Origin of the sequence: Dyella nitratireducens (assembly GCF_014642835.1) — a bacterium.
In the GTDB taxonomy this organism is placed as follows: domain Bacteria; phylum Pseudomonadota; class Gammaproteobacteria; order Xanthomonadales; family Rhodanobacteraceae; genus Dyella_B; species Dyella_B nitratireducens.
On record NZ_BMJA01000001.1, the window covers coordinates 1,041,102 to 1,059,974 of the forward strand.

Consider the following 18,873-nt stretch of genomic DNA (forward strand, 5'->3'; position numbering starts at 1 on the left):
GTCGGACCTGTGCTACCCGTAGATCCAGTCGGACCCGTGCTACCCGTAGACCCAGTCGGGCCTGAGCTACCCGTAGATCCAGTCGGACCTGTGCTACCCGTAGATCCAGTCGGACCTACGCCACCCGTAGCTCCCGGCGCACCATCCTTACCATCCTTACCCGGCGGCCCCTGCACAACGGCCGGAGCTGGAGAAGAGGTACTCGGCGTTATATTTTCCTTTATTTGCTTTATTTTATTAACTACTTTATTCGTAATTACACCCTTGCCAAAGCCAAGCCCCCAGCCCGTTAAAAACTCAGGCACCCCTCCTCTGCCTCGGTCATCCGGGTTAGTAGATGCACCGCTTGATCCTCCTGAATTGTCTCCTGGTGCATAAGTGAATTCCACTCCTGAATTACCTGATATTCCTTTATTTCCGGAGCTCGGACTGAAAACTTGTATATCAGAAACGTGCTGAATATCTATCTCTTGTTGTGCTGGATCTGGTAAATCAGTCCGTCCTTGTCCGGCTTCATTTCGTTCCTGTCCGACCACGGTGTCCGTATTGCCTGACGCCCCTGAATTGCCTGAGCTCGGGCTGTGAAATTGTATATTGTGAACGTCATTTATTTTGATTGCCATATCACAACCTCATTACGTTTACATGATTTTTTTAAATTATCAAATAGATGAAATGATTTATACCAATACTTTTTAGTGATTACAAAACTTTCTCAAAAAATTAACTGCGAGTCACTATTAGCGATAACTTAGTAAATTGCGCTTAGAGCGCGAATTTATGTTGCCATGACCGACATTCTTACTGGTGATATATAGATATAAGCACGAAAGCTTGTTGGTCGCAGTAACTTCATTAGCGGGGCTGTGCTTCTCCTTTGGCCCTCACGGATTTGCCTGAAACAACCCTACCTCCACTTTTCAATTGATTTCACCTCAGAGATCAACCTTCCAAGCCGGATTATTAGCCCCATATCCAGCTTCGGCGGAGCTCCAAGGCCCTTCTCCCATTGTCGATCGGAGCGCTACATAAGTTCGACCGTTACCCGCGACCACCCTGTCGCCGGCTTGATATTCTTTATTTTCTTTCCATATAGGAGAGCTTCCCTCGGCAGCTGATGTTGGACCTGGACGATTAATTTTCTTTATAAGGTCACGGGCATCATGGGTGAAAATATCGGACTTATCCAGAATTGCCTGTCGATATGGATAATTAATGCTGCTATAGTCATTGTTATTAGATGCCTTAGGAAAATTTTTCTCATTAGTAAAATATGCCCCTGAATTACGATGCTTATCGTCAAAGGGGGAGACTTGCTGTACTGAATTTCCTGAAGTACCTGAATTTCCCGATGATGGGCTGTAAATTTGACTATTATTAATTCTGCTAATATTGTTATTATTAATTTCATCGTTATTATAAAAATTATTATTATAATAAATATTAATATTTATTTGCTCCATGAATCAATCCTATTGCATTTTAACGACTTTAAGAAGAAAGTACATTTTTTAATCTTTTTCGAGATTCACATGTTTAGCAAGCCGGGGAAGCGCTGGCCATTTTGCCTGATAGCCACCAACCAAGCCGTTGTGACGGGAGCATTTAGCTTTTCCAGCCACTCGTTTGGAAACCAAGTCTCCATCCGGTAGGATTGAAACCGGATGCTTTTGTTGTCGATGAAATTCGCTAGATAAGCATCTGTGTAGTACTAGAAGCTGTTTTCGTTCCAATATCCTTAAGTAGATGCCCCACTACCTTTTCTCCCGCTAATTTTTCCAGTGGCAAATTCGCTCAGTGCTTGCATGATCGATCTGCCTTCATCTCCACTCTTCTGCTGCTCCTCTCTCGCAACCGGCTCTGGAGCTGGAAAGGCAGGGGATGTTGTTGGAACGATTGGCGACGTATTGCCTGACGCTCCATAATTGCCTGATGCTCCGCTATTGTCAGACGTTGGAGAATTATTGTTAGTATGATTACCACTACCCTCGATGATGGTATTGTTACTACCCGTTACATTCATGCCTTGAATTACCATAGGTCACCACTTTATATTTTTCATGTACTTTTAATAGTTGAATAAAATGACTATACAAATGGCACTTTGAGTGCAAATTGAAGTTATCAATGTCGATATGCTTACGTGGTGATATGTATATATCGGAGATCGCAGCGAGAGCAGCGTCAGCCCTATGCCATGACGAACAGAAGAACTTCAACTTGAAGCGGATGCACGTCAAATTGAGGCAGATCGATAAATATATATCACCACGTAAACATGCCGATCATGACAACATGAGTTTGTAACCAAAGAAGGGATGATATCTATACATTTCTTCACAGAATATATAGAAACATAGCAAGGACCATCCATGTCAACAATATCCATCAATGTATACGGAAATAACAATACCATTATAGAAGGCAATGCTAATAATACGGCATATAATTCTCCATCGTCGGCCAATTCAGTGATGTCAGGCAATTCGGTGTTACATCCAAAAAACCCTGATGGCGAGGATGGTAATTTCAAAGATAATCTATCCATCAAAACATATTCGGCTATCAATAAATATATTGATTCTATTATTCTAAAATCCAAGTCACCTTTTGATCAGTCATCTGCTTATAACATTAATCGCTCAACTATTTTGTCTAGTTTAAATGATGCAATTAGTGACACTAGCATCAATGGCAGCAACATCGATGCAGAGGATGGCATTGGTCGACTTAGGGAATGGGCAGCGGCACATGGTCTCTCGAACACTAATCTCTTAGTTACTGCGTTAAATAATGATAGCAATATCGATGCAATTAGCCGGCTCAGGGAACAGATGGCAGTGCGGGAGCTTTCGAATGAACGCAGAGAAATACAGCCTGGTATTTCGCCCTCTCAACCCATCCAGCCACCCGACTATGCTCCCTATAACTCCAACACTCCTCGCACAATTCGTATCGATGGGAAGGATGGAAATAATGAAGATCTTCCCAGTTATATCACTCGTAATGGTGAATCGAGCGTAGAAGTTTATCAGCCAAGCTGGCATCTTGACGACAGCGGCAACAAAATATACAGACCGCAAAACGCGTTTCAGCCTCCGGAAATCACGGGATTCAAGATTTCCTCGGGAGTAATGACGGAGGATCATATGGTCTACAAATATGAAAAAATTCCGTCTGAGGGAAATGCATAAATTAAGTAGCTATTTAGCCATGCTACGTAAAAAGGGCCAAATCTCAGCCAATGCCAGTTGCTTAGCGTTCGTGGTCCTGGCGTAGGTTGGGGTGCGAACCCTGATATATCCCCACGTTTTTCGAGCTGTTCAAGGATGGGCTTTTTCGCTGCCAATACTTAGCATTTTTACCTCGGCGTCATTCCGGCGAAGGCCGGAATCCATGGTGAATGCGAAGCATGGATTCCGGCCTTCGCCGGAATGACGCCGAGGTAATTTAATAGATATTGGCTAGCTTGCTGATTTTGTTCAGATCATCAAGCAGAAAACGTGGGGATAGCTCAGGGTTCGCACCCCAACCGACGAGTACAAGGCAAGATCAAGCGTTGCCGCAAACCGAGCCTGTCCGCCTAACCCGCTGCTTGGATAGGGGGTGAGGCTGGTTTGCCGACTTTTGCTGGTTATAAAAGTGTGATCAAGAGACAGGCGAATGCGGAGGCGATAGCGTTTCCGGTGCCACGCTAGGACAAGCAACAAGTTGGCTAGGCAAGCGTCGATTGCACCTTACGCTCGTCGCCCCGGAGCACGCGCTGTCTCTTGGTTACAAATCTGATGCTGCGACACGCTCTCTCCTGAGAGCTGGCGTGAAGGGGGCATCTCGCGCAGAGCCTGCGTAGGTTGGGTTAGCGCAGCGTAACCCAACATTTCGCCGGGATTCGTTGGGTTACGCTGCGCTAACCCAACCTACGACGACCAGGCAAGACCAAGCATTACCGTTGACCCGGCCTCTCACCTTAAACCCGTGCTATGGAGAGAGGGATAAGGCTTGTCAGGTTCAAGATATTAGAAAGCCCAGCTATCCATGCCGCCGATTTCCTCCTAATACCTTGAACGCAGACCCATGCTGCCATGGGTAAACCATGTATGCGGTGGTATATATGCGTATATCCAAAAGCTACTTCGCCGACGCCGTACACGTATCCCGCACGCCGTACCTATCGACGCACGGCGAACAGCTCAATCCTGATCATCTATCCTGTCTATTTCCTTGATTTTGACCTGACGCAGCATCTTTTTATATAAATCGACGCGAATTTCCAAATGCTCGAGCTGCTTCCTTTCCGTGCTCAAAATCGATCGCAACCCACTGCATTCCTCGGCCAGCATCTCCTTGCGCACTTCCGTTCGGCGGATTTCAAGGTCGATCACACGAAGTTGCCCTTGGTAAATAGCGATGCCATGCAGGTTGTCGGTCACTTTATCGAGGCACGCCGCCTGAATCAGCTTTGTTTCATGGCGGAGCTGGTCCAGTTGTTCATCCATTGCTTGCTCCTTGCGCTCGGCCGCACGCAGATCACGCGCCAGGCGTGCCATCTTTGCCGAGGCTACCTGATGCCTGACCTTGGCGATCTTTAGAAGGTCATTCTTTGCGGCATCTTCGGTTTTTCTTTGGCCCATGGCTCGTTACTCCAGACTGGCATGTTGGGCTACGTTGCGCTAACCCAACCTACGCAACCATCGGTCTCACGATGGCGGATCACCGGTTATGCCTCTTAGCAAGGCCATGGTTTCATCCCATGCGCTGAAATCGTCGGATGACTGGCGAAGCAATTGATTGATCGATGGCCTTTGATTCACGGCCTCGTCAAGTTCGCGGTCGATGCCTTCCTTATATTCGCCAAGCCTTATCAATAATTCGGACTTTTTATACTCCGCCATCCACTTTCGAACGAGCCCTGCCATGGCTATGTGCTGTCGATCACACACACCTTGCATGACGCGGCTTTTACTGGCGAGGATGTCGATAGCGGGATATTGGCCCGAGGCGGCTATCTCAGAGGAGAGAACGATATGTCCGTCCAGCAACGACCGCGCCTCTTCGCAAACCGGGTCTCCCCCGTCTTCGTCTTCGGCCAATACAGTATAAAAAGCGGTAATCGAACCGAATTCGTCGCATCCGGAGCGCTCCAGCAAACCAGGCAGTGCGGAAAACACGCTCGGTGGAAAGCCTCGCCGAGCAGGAGGTTCTCCCGCTGCCAAGCCCACCTCGCGAAGCGCTCGGGCGAATCGTGTCAGCGAATCCAATAACAGCAGCACGCGCTTGCCTTGTGCACGAAAACCTTCGGCAATAGCAGAAGCGGTATGCGCCGCCTTGATGCGCTCCGCGGCAGGCCGGTCGGATGTCGCTACCACGACTACCGAATGCTCGAACGCCTTGGCACCCAATCCTCTTTCGATGAATTCCTGCACTTCCCTGCCGCGCTCGCCAATCAATGCGACCACGACGGCATCGACATCGGCAAAACTGGCAAGCATGCTCAACAGCGATGTCTTACCGACACCCGCCGGCGCAAAAATGCCTACGCGTTGTCCCACGCCACTGGTAAGAAGCGCATCGATGGCCCTGACACCGGTGATAAAAGGCTGATGGATCACGGGACGGGACAGCGGCGACGGAATGGCGCCAATGACCGAGAATGTTCGGGGCACCGAGAGCGGACGCTGGTCCAGGGGCCTGCAAAATCCATCCACCACCCGACCCATCAGGGCGTCGGAAGCCGGGATGAGCAAACTCGAACCGGTCGCTTCCACGATCGTCGTTGGCGAAAGCCCGATCATCGGGCCCAGTGGCATCACGATGGCCTGGCCATTGTCCAAACCAACCACTTCGCCTAGCAATTCAAAGTTTCCCGGGGCTGAATACATGCGGCACAAATCGCCGATGCGTAAATGAACGCCTATCACTTTTATCAGGGTACCCACGATGGATACGATTTTCCCCCCTTTTTGCACGGGGGAAGTAGGCAACGCATAGCCATGGCTGTCTGGCGTGGATGTCATGCTGCTGTCGATCAGTCAACGTTGCGGCCGATGACAGCCACGCGCTCTATCTCTACCCTGCCTGCGGGAATCTCCTCGATCGCGATGACTGTTCGTTGCTCGCCCATGCTCTTGAGAAACTTGGACACATGCTTGCGCAGCGACGACGACGTCAACAGAACCGCCGAACTCGGCGCGCCCTGCAAGACCTCCTTGAGCTTGCCCTGGAGAACCTGGACATCCCGATATCCAAGCATGAGACAAGGCTCGCCCTCGTTATCCGTGCGCAGCGCGTTGGTAAGCAACGTTCCCCAGGATTCGTCCAAAACGATAACCTGAAGCTTGTTCGTATTGGCGTCCACGTAGCTAAAGATAGATAGCGGCACGATTGCAATGCGAGCGGCCTCCAACAGTCTATGGTTGGATCGGTCACCCGTCGGCATTTTTACCACCGCCTCGCATATCCCGCGAAGATTGCGTATCGATATGGATTCCTCCAGTAGAGCGGCGAGCAGCTTTCCAAAAGCAATGGGTGTTATCGCCGCCAACAACGCGTTCACCAGTTCCGGAAACACCAGCTTTAAACGGGTGAGGAGGAACTGCGCCTCTTGTGTTCCCATGAAATCCGCAGCGTGCCGGTAGCAGACAGCGTAAATTTGTGCCGATAACACCTCTGCCGGCGTGGCTATCTGAGCACCGTTGTCACGGGCAGCGTTGACATCGGCGTAATCGAGCCAGTAGGCCTCGGTACTGCCCGGGAAAAAGCCGGGGCGATCATGGGAGCTTCCCGCAAGTGCCTCCGGTTCGCCGTGCGCAAGACATGCGCCAGCGAAAAGCTGCCCCGATACGGCATTCACATCATTCACTTCGATGGTGAAACTTTCTTCTGGAAATCCCGTTTCACCGACCATGGACAAGCCGGGAAAAGGCAATCCCAAATTCTGCATCAGATAACGCCGGGCATTGCCCAATTCATTGTTGAGGTCGGCAGGAACGATGGCATAGAACGCCTGGCGGCCAATACGTACGCGCAAAGGCATCGTGGTACCGAACTCGACGGTGTCGAGCAGATTGGGTAAATACGTAGAGCCGTCGCGGGCCATGTTGGACATGGGAGCCTGTTTGGAGCGGGCCACGGTTCGCTCACGTTGACGTCTGGTCATACCTATACCGAGCAAGGCCAGTGCAATGACGATGAATTGGATATGTGGAAACCCAGGCACGGCGGCCAATATGATTGCCGCCGCAGCGGCCATCAACACCGATCTTGGATGCGTGGTCACCTGGTCGTAGATTCGGCGCCCCAAGTTGTCGCCGTTGTCACCCTCTCCACCCGCATCGCCACGTGTGATGATCAGGCCCGCGGCAATGGCCACCATCAGCGAGGGAATTTGGGATACCAGGCCATCACCTACCGTGAGTATCACGTACGTATTGACGGCTTGCCCGAAAGAGAACCCCTTTTGCAGCACACCTACCGCGATACCACCCACGATATTGATCGCCGCCACGATGAGGCCGATCATGGCATCGCCCTTCACGAACTTCATGGCGCCATCCAGCGCACCATGCAGCTGGATTTCACGCTGAAGAATGTCGCGCCGCGCTTTCGCCTGCTCGCCGTTGATCGATCCGGCACGAAGGTCCGCATCGATGCTCATCTGCTTGCCCGGAATGGCATCGAGGGTGAAACGCGCGGCAACCTCGGCAACGCGATCGCTGCCCTTGGCCACCACCACCATTTGCACGGCGCAAAGCAGCAGGAAGATAACGAGCCCCACCACGACGTTGCTGCCAACGACCAGCATGCCAAAGGCCTGCACCATGTCCCCCGCGTGGGCGTGCAAAAGAACACCCTTGGTCGTCGCCACCGACAGCCCAAGACGAAACAGCGTGGTGAGCAACAGTAACGAGGGAAACGACGACATGTCGAGGATGGATTTGATGTAGATCGCGACGGCGATCAGCAACAAAGAAAAAGCGAAATTCAGCGCAATCGCCAGATCCAGCACAAACGCCGGCATGGGCAAGACGATGAGGCAGAGGATCGCCAATAAAACAAGCGCCGCCGCAACATCCACGTACTTTTCGATAAAGGTCGTGATGTCCCATTTTTTCAAGATATCGAATTGCGCCGTGTTCACGCCCTACCCTCACCTCATGTCGCGTTGCATGCTTTTACGTATGGCTTTGACCTGCGGATCGCCTTCGCGATCCTTGTATTCGCGCTTGACCTCGTCCTTGGACATCTTGTTTCTTCGCTTCCATAACCGCAGCTGGATCGCCAAATCCAGGGCACCCAGGCAAGCGCAGCCAAGGACTGCGTAACCTACCGCCTTCCAGCCCGTCGCCAAGCCGCCCAACAGCACGTCCTGCCAGCGCACCGATGAAGGCAGCGAAGCGAGTGCGGGAAGCAGCGATCGCCCGACCAACAGAAAAATAGACAGCACTATCGCCAAGCTGGTCGTCGCCAATGCCGTTGCGGACAAACGTTGCAAGCCGAAAAGCTGCTTCAAACCCGATAGGGGATTGACACGGTTGAAGTCGAACCAGGAACGTTTGCTGGCCATTCTTCCGCGACTTTGCGCAAAGCCCAGCAACAGCGCCATGATGATTCCGATAACGGCTGGCACGGCCATGCCAGCCGTTGCCACAACGAGAAAATGCATGCGTGAGCCGAGCTCATCCTGCAAAACGCGCAGCGACAGCAGGTGATCGGTATAGGACATGAGGAAAGCTACGGCCCGCCCCGCCAACGCTGGTAAAGCCAGCCACCAGATGACCATGCTCATCGCAACGGAAAAGGGGTGGCTACGGGGCAAGTCGCCTTTTTCCGCCGCCTGCTTGAGCTTGGTTTCGGTCGGTTGCTCGGTTTTATCGCTCACGTCACCCTCAATAACAACGCAATAAGATGCCGCATGTTGTCCATTTGGTTATCTATCGTAACCACCAGCATCAGGCACACCAGAAACGCCTTGATCGCCAATGACATGCTCATCGGACTGAGTTCGGATGCATAGCGGCCCAGCAGTGCCACGCACAGGTCGGAAAACATCAGCATGGCCAGGATCGGCGTGGCGATTTGCAAGGCCATGCCGATAAGACTGTTGGCCCCGTCGGTAAGCAAATCATGGATAAAGCCATCGAGCGATGCACCTGATGGCCACAACGTTGTGATGGGCCACGCTACATAGGTCGCCATGATCGTGGAAGGGAAAAAGAGCCCGCCTCCGGCCGTCATCAAGATAAGAATGAGCAGCTGCGTATACAGCGTTTCGATCGGTCCTGCGGTATGACCAAGGCTGGGGTTGAACAGCGCGCCGATGGTGTAGCCGGCCTGTTGATCCAGCACTGCCCCGGCCGTGCTCATCACGATAAACACACGGCTGACCATGAAGCCGAGCGCGGCACCCAGCAAGGCCTCCTTCACCACCAGGGGAAAGAGCGCCGCCAAGGGCAAGCCCGCCACGCCCGATGCTTGTTCAACACATAAACCGATGGCCATTGGAAAGGGCACGAGAAACGCCTTCCCCGCGGAGGACTTGAACGTCGGTATGGCGCTCACCAGCACCGACGTTCTTACCATCGCCAGCAGCAGTCCCGTCATGAATTCGAATGGATCGCTCATGACGGGCTGGCCCCCATGTAAGGAACAATACGGTAGAGCGCATCGAAGAATCCGACGAGCGCATCCGTCAGCCACCTCGACATCATCACCAGCACCAGGCACACCACGGCGAGCTTGATCACGTATCCAATGGTCTGGTCCTGCACTTGAATCGCCGATTGGATGATTCCCACGAACACGCCCACGAGCGCCGCAGCCATCAGCGGCGGCGCTGTGCTGTACATAATGATCCGGAACGCCTGATGGATGATTTCGCTTTCCGACATCAGCGTGGGTACGAAGCAATCAAGCCGTGCATGAGTTGCGATAGCCCCATCGTCAACACGAAAATCAGCAGCTTCAGGGGAATGGACACAGTGGAAGGTGGAAACATGGTCATGCCCATCGCCATCAGGAGATTCGCCACGATCAGGTCGATGACCGCAAAACCAATGGCGATGAACATGCCGATTTTGAAAGCCGCGCCAATTTCCGAAATGGCGAAGGCCGACACCAGGACGAGCCAGGGCTCGCTGTCCTGCGATGCTGCGGGGGCATCGGTATCATTGTCGGCATCGAGATGCATGTCCGATATCAATTTGCTGAGTGAAGCCAGCTCGTCCGGCGCCACATGCTTGCGCATGAATTGCTCCAGCGGCCGCCTGCCTGCTTCGATCAGTTCGGTCATCGCCGGCCGCTGTTTGCCTTCCATCACGGCCATGAAATCCACATGCTGCGAGATCTGCTGCCAGACCGGCGCCATCACCAGCAGGGTCGCTGCGAGCGCCAGGCCGCTGATCGCCATGCCGGAAGGCGCCTGCTGTATGCCCAGGGCATTTCTGAGCAGCACCAGCACTATCGAGATCTTGGTGAATGAGGTGGTCATGACTACCAGCAACGGCAGCAGCCCGATCAACACCATCAACAGCATGAAGGCGAACAGATCGGGCAACTCGCCCATCGATGACGCGGCCGCCGTCATACCGGCGGCCCGCCACACTCGCTGATCAGAATGGCCAGCTGGCCATCGACACTCACGATTTCCCCGCGGGCGAACATGTGTCCATGGCAGCACAAGGTGACATCCTTGCCTGAAATGGGCCGCTCCACCGCAAACACGCCGCCTTCATGCAGCGCCTGAAGTTCGGCCAGCGTCAGCATGCGCCGATCGAGCACGACGTCGACGATAAACGCCACGTCGTCAAGAGGAACAGGTTCGCCGTCATGATGGTGCTCGACCGTTGCGAACGCGGATCGATCCGATGCTGGTTTGGAGTCTTCCATAAATGCCTCTTCGTTCTTCCACTTGATGTGATATCGAAAGCCCTTCGACAAAGGTCCCACGTGGAGCCTTGCACCCGACCAAGGCGCATGTAGCACCGCGCCTCGCCCTAACTTGCGAAGCTCCTGCAGGGGAAGCGCCCGGCTTTCATAAAGCGCGACGACCATAACTCTCAGCCAGTCCGGATACCTTGCCTGCCTGGGCTCCAACAACGCGATGTCGTTCCACCGGATATGCCCAAGTACGGTTCCTGTCACCGCCAGGTGTCCCGAATTTCCGTCTTCGCGTGTCACCAGGAAGGCGAGCGCGTTTCTCGGGAACGGCGCATTCAGCTGACCATCCTGCAAAGAGAGATTGACACCGAGATGCTGCTCAAGCCGCTCTATCCACGGCGAGATAAGCCAGTCGATCCAGCTACCGATCGCCTTGTCGCTCTTGGCAACCCGCATGACCACATCCGACGAATACTCGGGGAACATCGCACCCATATCGAGACCGACTTGCAGATCGCCATAACTGCACGAGTAGATGCAGACCATGCAATAGCCATCCAGGGGTTGTTCCAGATGAAAGGCGAAGCGTGATGCTTCCTCGGCAAAATTCTCAACAAGGACGATTCTTTCCGCGCCTGCGAAACGGTTCATGGCGTCCACGACGTAACGAGTTAAAGCCAACCCTGGCAACCATGTTGAATGCGTCATGGTGCACCAGTCTCGGCGGATGCCGCGTTGTCACGAAGCTCTGCAAGAATGGCTTCACCGATGGCGCGGGCCTGGCGGTCGAAATCAATGTTCAGAATGCCGGTTTCCGTCTCGACCCTGCACTCATCTTGCAACAGATGGTTATCGGCGATGACCTCGCATCCCAACCTGCCATGCTCCCGGTTGAAGCGAACGATGACGTCGTCCACCAGGGAGAAGTGCATGGGATGAACATGTATCCGCAGTACCGGACTTTCGCGCGCCGCCAGCAGGCATTGGTGGATACGCATCATCAGCAGGCCACTTGCCGGGATTTCGCCAAGCGCTTCGCGAACCGCCTTTTCGATCCCCGTGCTTAGATGCTGTTCGGCATTCCGCCACACTTTCAAATGCGCTGCCAGCGCGGCGATGACCTGTTTTCTAGCTTCTTCGAAGCCTGCGGCATATCCCTTTTGGCGTGCACTTTTCTTGGCTTTGTGCAGCGAATGCGCCAACCTTTGGCGTGTTTCTCGCTGCTCGCCCAACAGCCGCTGTTGAAGCGCAACCAGATCCTGCAGAGTGGCTGCTTCCTCGCTCGACAACACGCCGTTGCCCAGTATCGACCAATCACCTACTTTTCCAATAAGCACTACCTGTATCTCCGTTTCAAATACCGATGATGATGTTTCCGATAGGTTGGCAGGCATCTCGTTTCAACCGGCGCGCAAGACGTATCGCCTGGGCAAGATTGCGATCCGTGGATGCCATCCTGCGCAACATCTGGCGCGATGCGGCCACCGATATGCCACGTACGAACACATACATGACGGCCAAGCCAACTTCACTCAGATGCTTGGGCGCAAACACCTCATCACCTGCATAGAGGCTCTCGCCTTCGTAGAGCAGGGATCGCTTGAACCACTCAAACCCCATGCTCGCCACCAGCTGTTGTCGCAAGGCACCTGCCACGACGATGGGTCGTAATATGCCACTGCAGGCCATGACGCCTGCACATAAAAGACTATGCATAAACAGTTTTTCTTCGCACATGGACCACAGTGCGACGGCCCTGCCTGATTCCGTCGCAGGCGGGTCCAGGGGCCTCAGCAGCTGCGTACTGGCGAGGCGGCCGTAGCGGCCTTCGCGCAGGCCACCCGAAAAAGGCAGGCGATCCGTCGATATGCAGCTCGCCGGCGACAGCACAGCGCGTACTAGCGCATAACTATGGCTGCGCATTCGACCCGCCCTCGCTGTCGGTGGCACTCTTGGCTTTCCCGCGCCCCATCAAGCCGGACAATCCTTTGCTGGCGTAGCCAGGTCCGGAACTTGCACCCGTCGTGTACGCGGACTGGCCGCTTCCAAAGCGGTCTTTCAACTTCTTGAACAGTGCGCACAATGCATTCCACTGCGAACGACTGCCCCTGCCCATCGTGCGAAGCATCACCAGTAGCAATGCCAACGCCACCAACCAGGGCAGCCCCGTCAACAGGACGACGCGTATCCACTCCGACGCGCGATAGCGCAGTCCGGCATGCGTTTCCACTTCTTGCAATGTCGCGGTGGGCGGCACCGGGTACACGGGCACCATCAGCAACGAGATATCGTCCGGCGAGCCCCCTGGGATACTTCCGGCAATAAGCGCCTTGATTTGAGGCTTGAGCAAATCGATGCGCTGGTCGCTGCGATAACGAATCACTGCCGCCGCCGATGGCGGGGTAGGCGTTGCCTGCTTGGGATCCTTTTCGGGGATAGCCACGTTGACATAGGCCGACAAAACACCTTCGATCTTTTCGATCGACTGACTCAGTTCCTGGGACAGGGCATATTGGTAGCGGATTCTCGTTTCGGCCTCACTGGGCAACAAACCACCGCCGGGAAAAACATCGCCGAGGGTCGGATGTTTGTTGCGCGGCCGGTCGTAAGCCTGAATGATCTGGTCGGCGTACACACGCTCATTTCCGTTGACCTGGATATCCCAGCTGCCGTCCTTGGCGCGCATTTTTTTTGCCTTGATGCCTTGCTGCCCGAGCAGCACGATGAGGTCGTTAGCTTGGTTTTCATCCAGGCCTTCCCGAAAGGAACCCTCACAGCCCGCCAATAAAACGATAAACACGGCAACTAAAAAATGCTTTATTACGACGCGTCGGCCCGTTCCAACACTCATTATGGTTGGCACCTAAAATTAGATGGTAAGTAATTCAAGCGTCTTGATCGCTATAGCTCTTATCTATTCAAAACGCCTAACTGGTAGAGAGCAGGTCGGCATGTAACGCTGGTGACACACCACGGTCAACCAAGTCTTGCCTGCGACAGGCAGCCAACTACTCGATCAGCGCACCCATGCATCTCGGCCTGTCACAAGCCGTGTAAGCCAATACTCCAAACTTAATTTTTTGCGCGGGACTCCACACTCACCATCCAAGCGAAAGCTCGCATGATGGATACCTGGCCTCTTCGAGCGGGACATGCTTAAGTTCAGAGCATTGCCTATGGCTCTTCGCCATGAACCAGCGAAGGACTAGCTTGGCGGCTTCTCTTGTGAGCTGGATACAAACGGTCGTGGAAAAAACATCAAATCAATGCCGGCTCCTATAACAGCAACCAACCCGTTCTTGACCGTATCCAGGCCATACACATCATTGATTCATCCGTGAAATTTCATTCATGCAAGTCTCGCACTTTTTCAAAAATGCGGCGGCCATGGAGACAGCTTCCCCATGTTGATGAATCATCCACTCAAGCTTTGGCGTATCGCCGGCCTTTTCGCCAAACTTGGGATTTGATACAAGATCCATCACAGCGACGTGCCTTGCCTCTGCATGGCTCTGCAGTATGTTTAAAAAATCCAACGAGTGGCTCAAAGCATCATAGTTTATATGAAGATTATCGGTGCGGCTTCCACCATCACTATTAAATTCAATGGACGGAATGTTATTAGCCGAAATGTTGTTAAATGTTATAGACACCGTTAGATATTTCCATTCAATCTTTGAAGCATAGTTATCTATCAACATCCCCTGCCAGCAGCAATGCTCCAAACACAAGGTTTAAGCACGTATCACTTCGAATTAAATAGACCCACCCATTAAGGCACTAATTCGGCCGTTATTTCGCGTGGAGTAACAAGCTTCTGCCCTGCGCAAAAATAGCATCAGGCAGGCTTAGCGCCTTATCGGTGGCGATGGGGTTCGGAGCATGGCTGCTGGCGGGGGAACGCCTGTTTCAGTTTTGCACGGTGAATTCGCAGGCGGCGTAGCTTAGAGCCGAAGAGGCTCAACTCAATGCTATTTGATACAAACAAAGCACCGATGTCATAGTACTACGCAGCCATTACTACGTCATCGACGCATCTGCTCTATTTCATCGGTAGCACGATGACTTGCCTTCGAAAGCACCTCGCCGATCGACAGATTTTTTGCGGCTGATGCTGTTTTTTCGATCGACGCATCATGCATGCCTGAATCACCGACACTTTTTTCGCTTGCCTTTTTTTCAAGGCGAGAATTTGATACCGAATCAATTAGCTCCTCCAGATTTTCGTATTGCCTCTCTGCACCGCGACTATTCTCAAATTTAACGGCAATCTGATCAAGATTATCAGCTTTAATGTTTTCGCGATCAGCAGTGCGTGAAATAGCTACAGTCGTGTCCGAACCGACATATTCGGCGTTTTTGAAAGACATGTTCGTTGACGTAACAGACATATCATATACTCCTATTTATCATCGTAAAAAAATGGAACTATTATCGACCAATGGTTTGAATCGCGTTATCAGCGGTCGAATGCAACGACTGCTCAACGTTTTGAATGGCTTTCGAAACCTCCTCTAAAAGATGCATGACAACTTGAAGCTTTGAAGCAGCGCCGGGGTCACCGGCTGCCGCGGCATCCGCCAACGCTTCCGCTTCCTCAAGCAGTTCGGACTGCATGGCGATCAATTTTTCCAGGATCGCCCACCTATTCACTGAACTCGTATGTGAATTCAAGGCTACGTTGATGCTGTTGAGAACATTGTTCAAGCGCCCGGCAAACTGATCCAGATAAGTATCACTCCAAACATCAATGGGCTTAACCTGGTCTGCAGGATTGGTAATGGCTGGAATATCTATTCCGGTTGATAAGGTCATTGGCTATTCCTGATGATTTAAATTTAAAAATCGTGATAACTCACATCACGACATCTATTACGTTGCCTGCTTTTTTTCTGTCCCGCCGAGAGCGGAATCATTGGCCTGGAACCAGGCATTGGCGTAGGCTTGCTCAGCCTTCATGTAGGCTTCTTTTGCTTGTTGCTCGTTCTTTAAAGCACCCACCACCTTTTGACTTATGTTTCTTACGTCCGCTGTCTTGGACTTAAAATTTTTGGCTGCTTCTGACATTTGCTTTTCAACGCCTTTCAAATCCCCCTCTATTTTGCTTCTCTTCGAAGGGTCTTTTTCATTCTCAAGACTACGCTTAAGTTCATCCCTTTTCTTACTCAGATCACCAATTTCCTTGGCACCTTTTTGCATCTCATCGTTGGCAACGCCCTGTTTTTTTTCAAGATCGCGGCTTTCTTTAATGGCGCCTTCCCAAGCCTGAAATTTGTCGTTGATGTCACGGAGAGTGGGTACTTGATTCGTTGATCCAACACCCACTTGTTGCGAATCATTCCCAGTCTGTTGGGTACCGCCGTCTACCTTCAGATCGCTTTCTAGACCGTCCAGGAGATCGTTAGCGCGTTTTTGCGACGGCGTATACTCGGGCGTGCTGCCCGGTGGCTTGATATCCGTACGCGTCTGAGCGCGGACCTGAACATCATTATTTATTGGCGCCTGCAGTGAGAGCGTCCTCGACGTGAAATTCCAGTTGGAGCCAGCGCCTCCCATCGCCTTTTGGTCAGGATCATCCACAAAGGGAGATGTTCTCGACTCAACCGGCGGTTGCGAACCGTTGCCTTGAACAGGACTGCCTTCGCCCAATGGCGCTGCGGTGTCGGTACTATAGACGCCATGCATTGAATTACTATGGATAGTTGTACCGTTCATTAGATGTCTTTATTAAAGTTGATTATCAATAAAACAATTTATTTATGTCCACATGAACCATGTCTATTGATCTGATGGGTGTCGAACCTCAGCTGCCTTCGGCTCGGAAGGCGATCATCATGTGGATTGCGGCCAAGTTTGCCCGTGTGGGATGCGCTTCTTCGCAAGATTCGTCAAAATAAATGAGAGTACTGCGCCATTTTCTCAGCCATGCCTGCCGAGGTTTGACACTAATCATGTCTATCTATTGGCCTGATGCCCTTTCATCATCGAGGTATCGCTTATGTAACCCGGAGAGCTCGGGCAAGGCCAATAGCGCCTGTGCCGATTCGATGATGCTGTTATCGCTACCTTCTTTATCCATTTCCATAGCTTTGTGGAGCGCTTCGATACTTTTTTTATAATCACGGCACTTCAATTGGCAAAGCCCATAGATGAAATAGACATTTTTATCCTCCCCCCCAAGTTCCATGGCTTTCTCGAACTCACCGCACGCGTACGCATGGCGAGCCGTATTGAAAAAAATCAACCCGAGGCCGAGGTGGGGAAACGCACGCAAAGGATACGCATGACTCAAGTGCTGAAAGGCTCGCTCGGAGTGGGAAAAAAAACCGCTATTGCGCGCCACATGCGCGAGCTTTCTCAATATTGTCAGATCGTCTTCTGTTATCATGGATGCCATCGCAATGCTCTTAAATATTCATGGTGCTGTTGACGCCCGCGACACCCTGGTCGCAAGCCTTGCCGCCGCAACTGGCAATCAACTCAATGCCCATGGGATCGTCCGGAACGCGTTAGACACACAAATTGCCTTATCGCTGAAGTTCAACGCTGATTTGCCTCAAGTGGTCGGCGCCAAGGCCATTAACGAATTCGATCGTTAGAGCTATTCCACTGGCCAATTCTTCATGCCGTCCCGCAGCACTTTCCGAGCTGGCGTTTTTTGCTGCCTCTCTCTGAGATTTCTCCAGAGTCTCCAGCTTTTTGACTAGGCCGACATAGAAGCTCTCGACTTCCTCTGGTGTGGATGGGATTCGAATACCCCGCACACTTCCGCCATTTTGAGAAGCGAACCTATTTGCATTCACCTTTCATATTCTCCGATATATGCATATTGAATATCGTCCTGTCTTCACTGGAAATAAGCTTGACACGGCATAAATCTATAAAGTCCAGATGACCTTCCTTGAGCTGTGCGCCGGTAAAAAACCGATCCCCGCGCTGGTTGACCACAAATGATTGTCCCGACGAAGCCGACACGATACTGAAATCAAATCTATTCAAAGGCACAGAGATCTGGGAAGCGTCCGATCGTTTCATTTGCAGGCTTATCACTTTCACCTCAGGCAGTTCTTGCAATACCTTAGCCTCGACGGCTGCCACGTTCCATCCCGCCAGATCTTTGATGGCATCCTCGGACCAGATATCCACTTCGATTTCTCCTGGGCCTGTTACTTTCACTTGCGGATTCCTGTAGTACGTCTCCATCGTCGAGGACACATTTAATGCCAAAACATCCATCGGCAGGACATTCATAATTACCGCACCGAAATTTGCCTTCAATGCGAGTTGACGCAGCGCGCCCAACTCCTGCTGGTCTTTGACGTAGCCCTTGTAAGTCGTAACGCCGGTTACCGTATCCAATTGGTGGCTGACATCGGGATAGAGCTTGGCTATTTCCTCGGTAGCGTCCTCCAGATATTCCGTAGCCAGTTCCGGACGGCTGAGCAAGACCGCCACGATGGCTGCGCTGCTCACCGTCACGCCCAATGCCGCCGCGATATACCGTTGCTGCAGCATGGAGCGCGCAACAGCCAGGCGATAACGCCATGGGTGCGCGTGGTGGAGAAAGCGCATCCTGGCTTGGTGCTCGTCCTCTTGTGTATGGATCTTGGTGGTAACTCGGCCCCGCTCGTCCAAGCGAGCAACCGTGGCCATGTCGAAGGCCAGGCTGCCTATGGCGAAAGCGCTTCCCGGCATGAGCACCGCCGAGGCAGCTGGCTTGAGCGTGTAGTCGAACACGCTGACATTGTCCGCCAAGGCGGTCAGGTACCAAACACCTTCATCGGTTGCCCATGCCAGACGTGCATGCAGTTCTTGCATGTCCTCGTCGAGCAGCAGGATGTCGGCGTGCTCGCCTTGACCTATTGACCAGTTCTTTTCGGCAAGCAGCGACACGATCGCCCCCGCGTGCTTGCCCGATAGAATTCGCAGCGCTACGTTGTCCATCGCTCACCACCACAGCGATAGACGCACGCGTGGCTGCGGCAGCAAATGCTTGAG

20 protein-coding genes are annotated in these 18,873 nt (G+C 52.5%); 2 read left to right on the forward strand and 18 right to left on the reverse strand.

The genetic code is table 11. The features are described 5' to 3' along the window. Positions 1-935: 935 nt before the first annotated feature. Complete coding sequence (locus tag IEX75_RS04860) at positions 936-1,463, reverse strand: hypothetical protein (RefSeq protein WP_188793097.1); 528 nt, start codon at positions 1,461-1,463, stop codon at positions 936-938. A gap of 909 nt (positions 1,464-2,372) precedes the next feature. Between IEX75_RS04860 and IEX75_RS04865 the strand changes: the two genes are divergently transcribed. Next, positions 2,373-3,194: a hypothetical protein gene (locus IEX75_RS04865; RefSeq protein WP_188793098.1), complete on the forward strand. Its 822-nt coding sequence runs from the start codon at positions 2,373-2,375 to the stop codon at positions 3,192-3,194. A 996-nt stretch (positions 3,195-4,190) separates the two neighbouring features. Here the strand turns inward: IEX75_RS04865 and IEX75_RS04870 are convergent. The 16 genes from IEX75_RS04870 to IEX75_RS04945 form a co-directional block, all read right to left on the reverse strand. After that, on the reverse strand, positions 4,191-4,631 hold the full coding sequence (locus IEX75_RS04870; protein WP_188793099.1) for a hypothetical protein: 441 nt from the start codon (positions 4,629-4,631) through the stop codon (positions 4,191-4,193). Positions 4,632-4,697: 66 nt separating this feature from the next. Next, positions 4,698-6,014: a FliI/YscN family ATPase gene (locus tag IEX75_RS04875; protein WP_188793100.1), complete on the reverse strand. Its 1,317-nt coding sequence runs from the start codon at positions 6,012-6,014 to the stop codon at positions 4,698-4,700. Positions 6,015-6,025: 11 nt separating this feature from the next. Beyond that, on the reverse strand, positions 6,026-8,137 hold the full coding sequence (locus tag IEX75_RS04880; RefSeq protein ID WP_188793101.1) for a flagellar biosynthesis protein FlhA: 2,112 nt from the start codon (positions 8,135-8,137) through the stop codon (positions 6,026-6,028). Between the two features lie 9 nt (positions 8,138-8,146). Next, complete coding sequence (locus tag IEX75_RS04885) at positions 8,147-8,878, reverse strand: EscU/YscU/HrcU family type III secretion system export apparatus switch protein (protein WP_188793102.1); 732 nt, start codon at positions 8,876-8,878, stop codon at positions 8,147-8,149. Further along, the gene (locus IEX75_RS04890) at positions 8,875-9,621 is read right to left on the reverse strand and encodes an EscT/YscT/HrcT family type III secretion system export apparatus protein (protein ID WP_188793103.1); all 747 of its coding nucleotides are present in this window, start codon (positions 9,619-9,621) and stop codon (positions 8,875-8,877) included. Before IEX75_RS04890 ends, IEX75_RS04885 begins: the two co-directional genes overlap by 4 nt. Further along, positions 9,618-9,887 carry an EscS/YscS/HrcS family type III secretion system export apparatus protein gene (locus tag IEX75_RS04895; RefSeq protein WP_188793104.1) on the reverse strand — a complete coding sequence of 90 codons (270 nt, stop codon included), beginning with the start codon at positions 9,885-9,887 and terminating at the stop codon, positions 9,618-9,620. Before IEX75_RS04895 ends, IEX75_RS04890 begins: the two co-directional genes overlap by 4 nt. Then, positions 9,887-10,582 carry an EscR/YscR/HrcR family type III secretion system export apparatus protein gene (locus IEX75_RS04900; protein ID WP_229720639.1) on the reverse strand — a complete coding sequence of 232 codons (696 nt, stop codon included), beginning with the start codon at positions 10,580-10,582 and terminating at the stop codon, positions 9,887-9,889. The genes IEX75_RS04895 and IEX75_RS04900 overlap by 1 nt, the downstream gene beginning before the upstream one ends. Beyond that, positions 10,579-11,526 carry a FliM/FliN family flagellar motor switch protein gene (locus IEX75_RS04905; RefSeq protein ID WP_188793105.1) on the reverse strand — a complete coding sequence of 316 codons (948 nt, stop codon included), beginning with the start codon at positions 11,524-11,526 and terminating at the stop codon, positions 10,579-10,581. Before IEX75_RS04905 ends, IEX75_RS04900 begins: the two co-directional genes overlap by 4 nt. A 53-nt stretch (positions 11,527-11,579) precedes the next feature. Then, positions 11,580-12,269 (reverse strand): FliH/SctL family protein, encoded by a 690-nt coding sequence (locus IEX75_RS04910; RefSeq protein WP_188793106.1) that lies wholly within the window; start codon positions 12,267-12,269, stop codon positions 11,580-11,582. Next, positions 12,229-12,798, reverse strand: coding sequence for a hypothetical protein (locus IEX75_RS04915; protein WP_188793107.1), 570 nt, complete (start codon positions 12,796-12,798; stop codon positions 12,229-12,231). The genes IEX75_RS04910 and IEX75_RS04915 overlap by 41 nt, the downstream gene beginning before the upstream one ends. Then, a complete protein-coding gene (gene sctJ / locus IEX75_RS04920) occupies positions 12,785-13,726 on the reverse strand; it encodes a type III secretion system inner membrane ring lipoprotein SctJ (RefSeq protein WP_268236462.1) in 942 nt (313 codons plus the stop codon). Before sctJ ends, IEX75_RS04915 begins: the two co-directional genes overlap by 14 nt. Before the next feature lie 472 nt (positions 13,727-14,198). Further along, entirely contained in the window at positions 14,199-14,576 is a 378-nt protein-coding gene (locus IEX75_RS04925) for a hypothetical protein (RefSeq protein ID WP_188793109.1), read from the reverse strand. 324 nt (positions 14,577-14,900) lie between these two features. After that, entirely contained in the window at positions 14,901-15,266 is a 366-nt protein-coding gene (locus tag IEX75_RS04930) for a hypothetical protein (protein ID WP_188793110.1), read from the reverse strand. A gap of 40 nt (positions 15,267-15,306) precedes the next feature. Continuing rightward, positions 15,307-15,690, reverse strand: coding sequence for a hypothetical protein (locus IEX75_RS04935; protein WP_188793111.1), 384 nt, complete (start codon positions 15,688-15,690; stop codon positions 15,307-15,309). Between the two features lie 57 nt (positions 15,691-15,747). Continuing rightward, on the reverse strand, positions 15,748-16,590 hold the full coding sequence (locus tag IEX75_RS04940; RefSeq protein ID WP_188793112.1) for a hypothetical protein: 843 nt from the start codon (positions 16,588-16,590) through the stop codon (positions 15,748-15,750). A gap of 244 nt (positions 16,591-16,834) precedes the next feature. Next, entirely contained in the window at positions 16,835-17,263 is a 429-nt protein-coding gene (locus IEX75_RS04945) for a tetratricopeptide repeat protein (protein WP_188793113.1), read from the reverse strand. Between IEX75_RS04945 and IEX75_RS04950 the strand changes: the two genes are divergently transcribed. Then, complete coding sequence (locus IEX75_RS04950) at positions 17,262-17,474, forward strand: hypothetical protein (RefSeq protein WP_188793114.1); 213 nt, start codon at positions 17,262-17,264, stop codon at positions 17,472-17,474. The two genes, IEX75_RS04945 and IEX75_RS04950, sit on opposite strands and share 2 nt — an antisense overlap. 190 nt (positions 17,475-17,664) lie before the next feature. Here the strand turns inward: IEX75_RS04950 and IEX75_RS04955 are convergent, their stop codons facing one another. After that, the gene (locus tag IEX75_RS04955; RefSeq protein ID WP_188793115.1) at positions 17,665-18,819 is read right to left on the reverse strand and encodes an FHA domain-containing protein; all 1,155 of its coding nucleotides are present in this window, start codon (positions 18,817-18,819) and stop codon (positions 17,665-17,667) included. Positions 18,820-18,873: the final 54 nt, after the last annotated feature.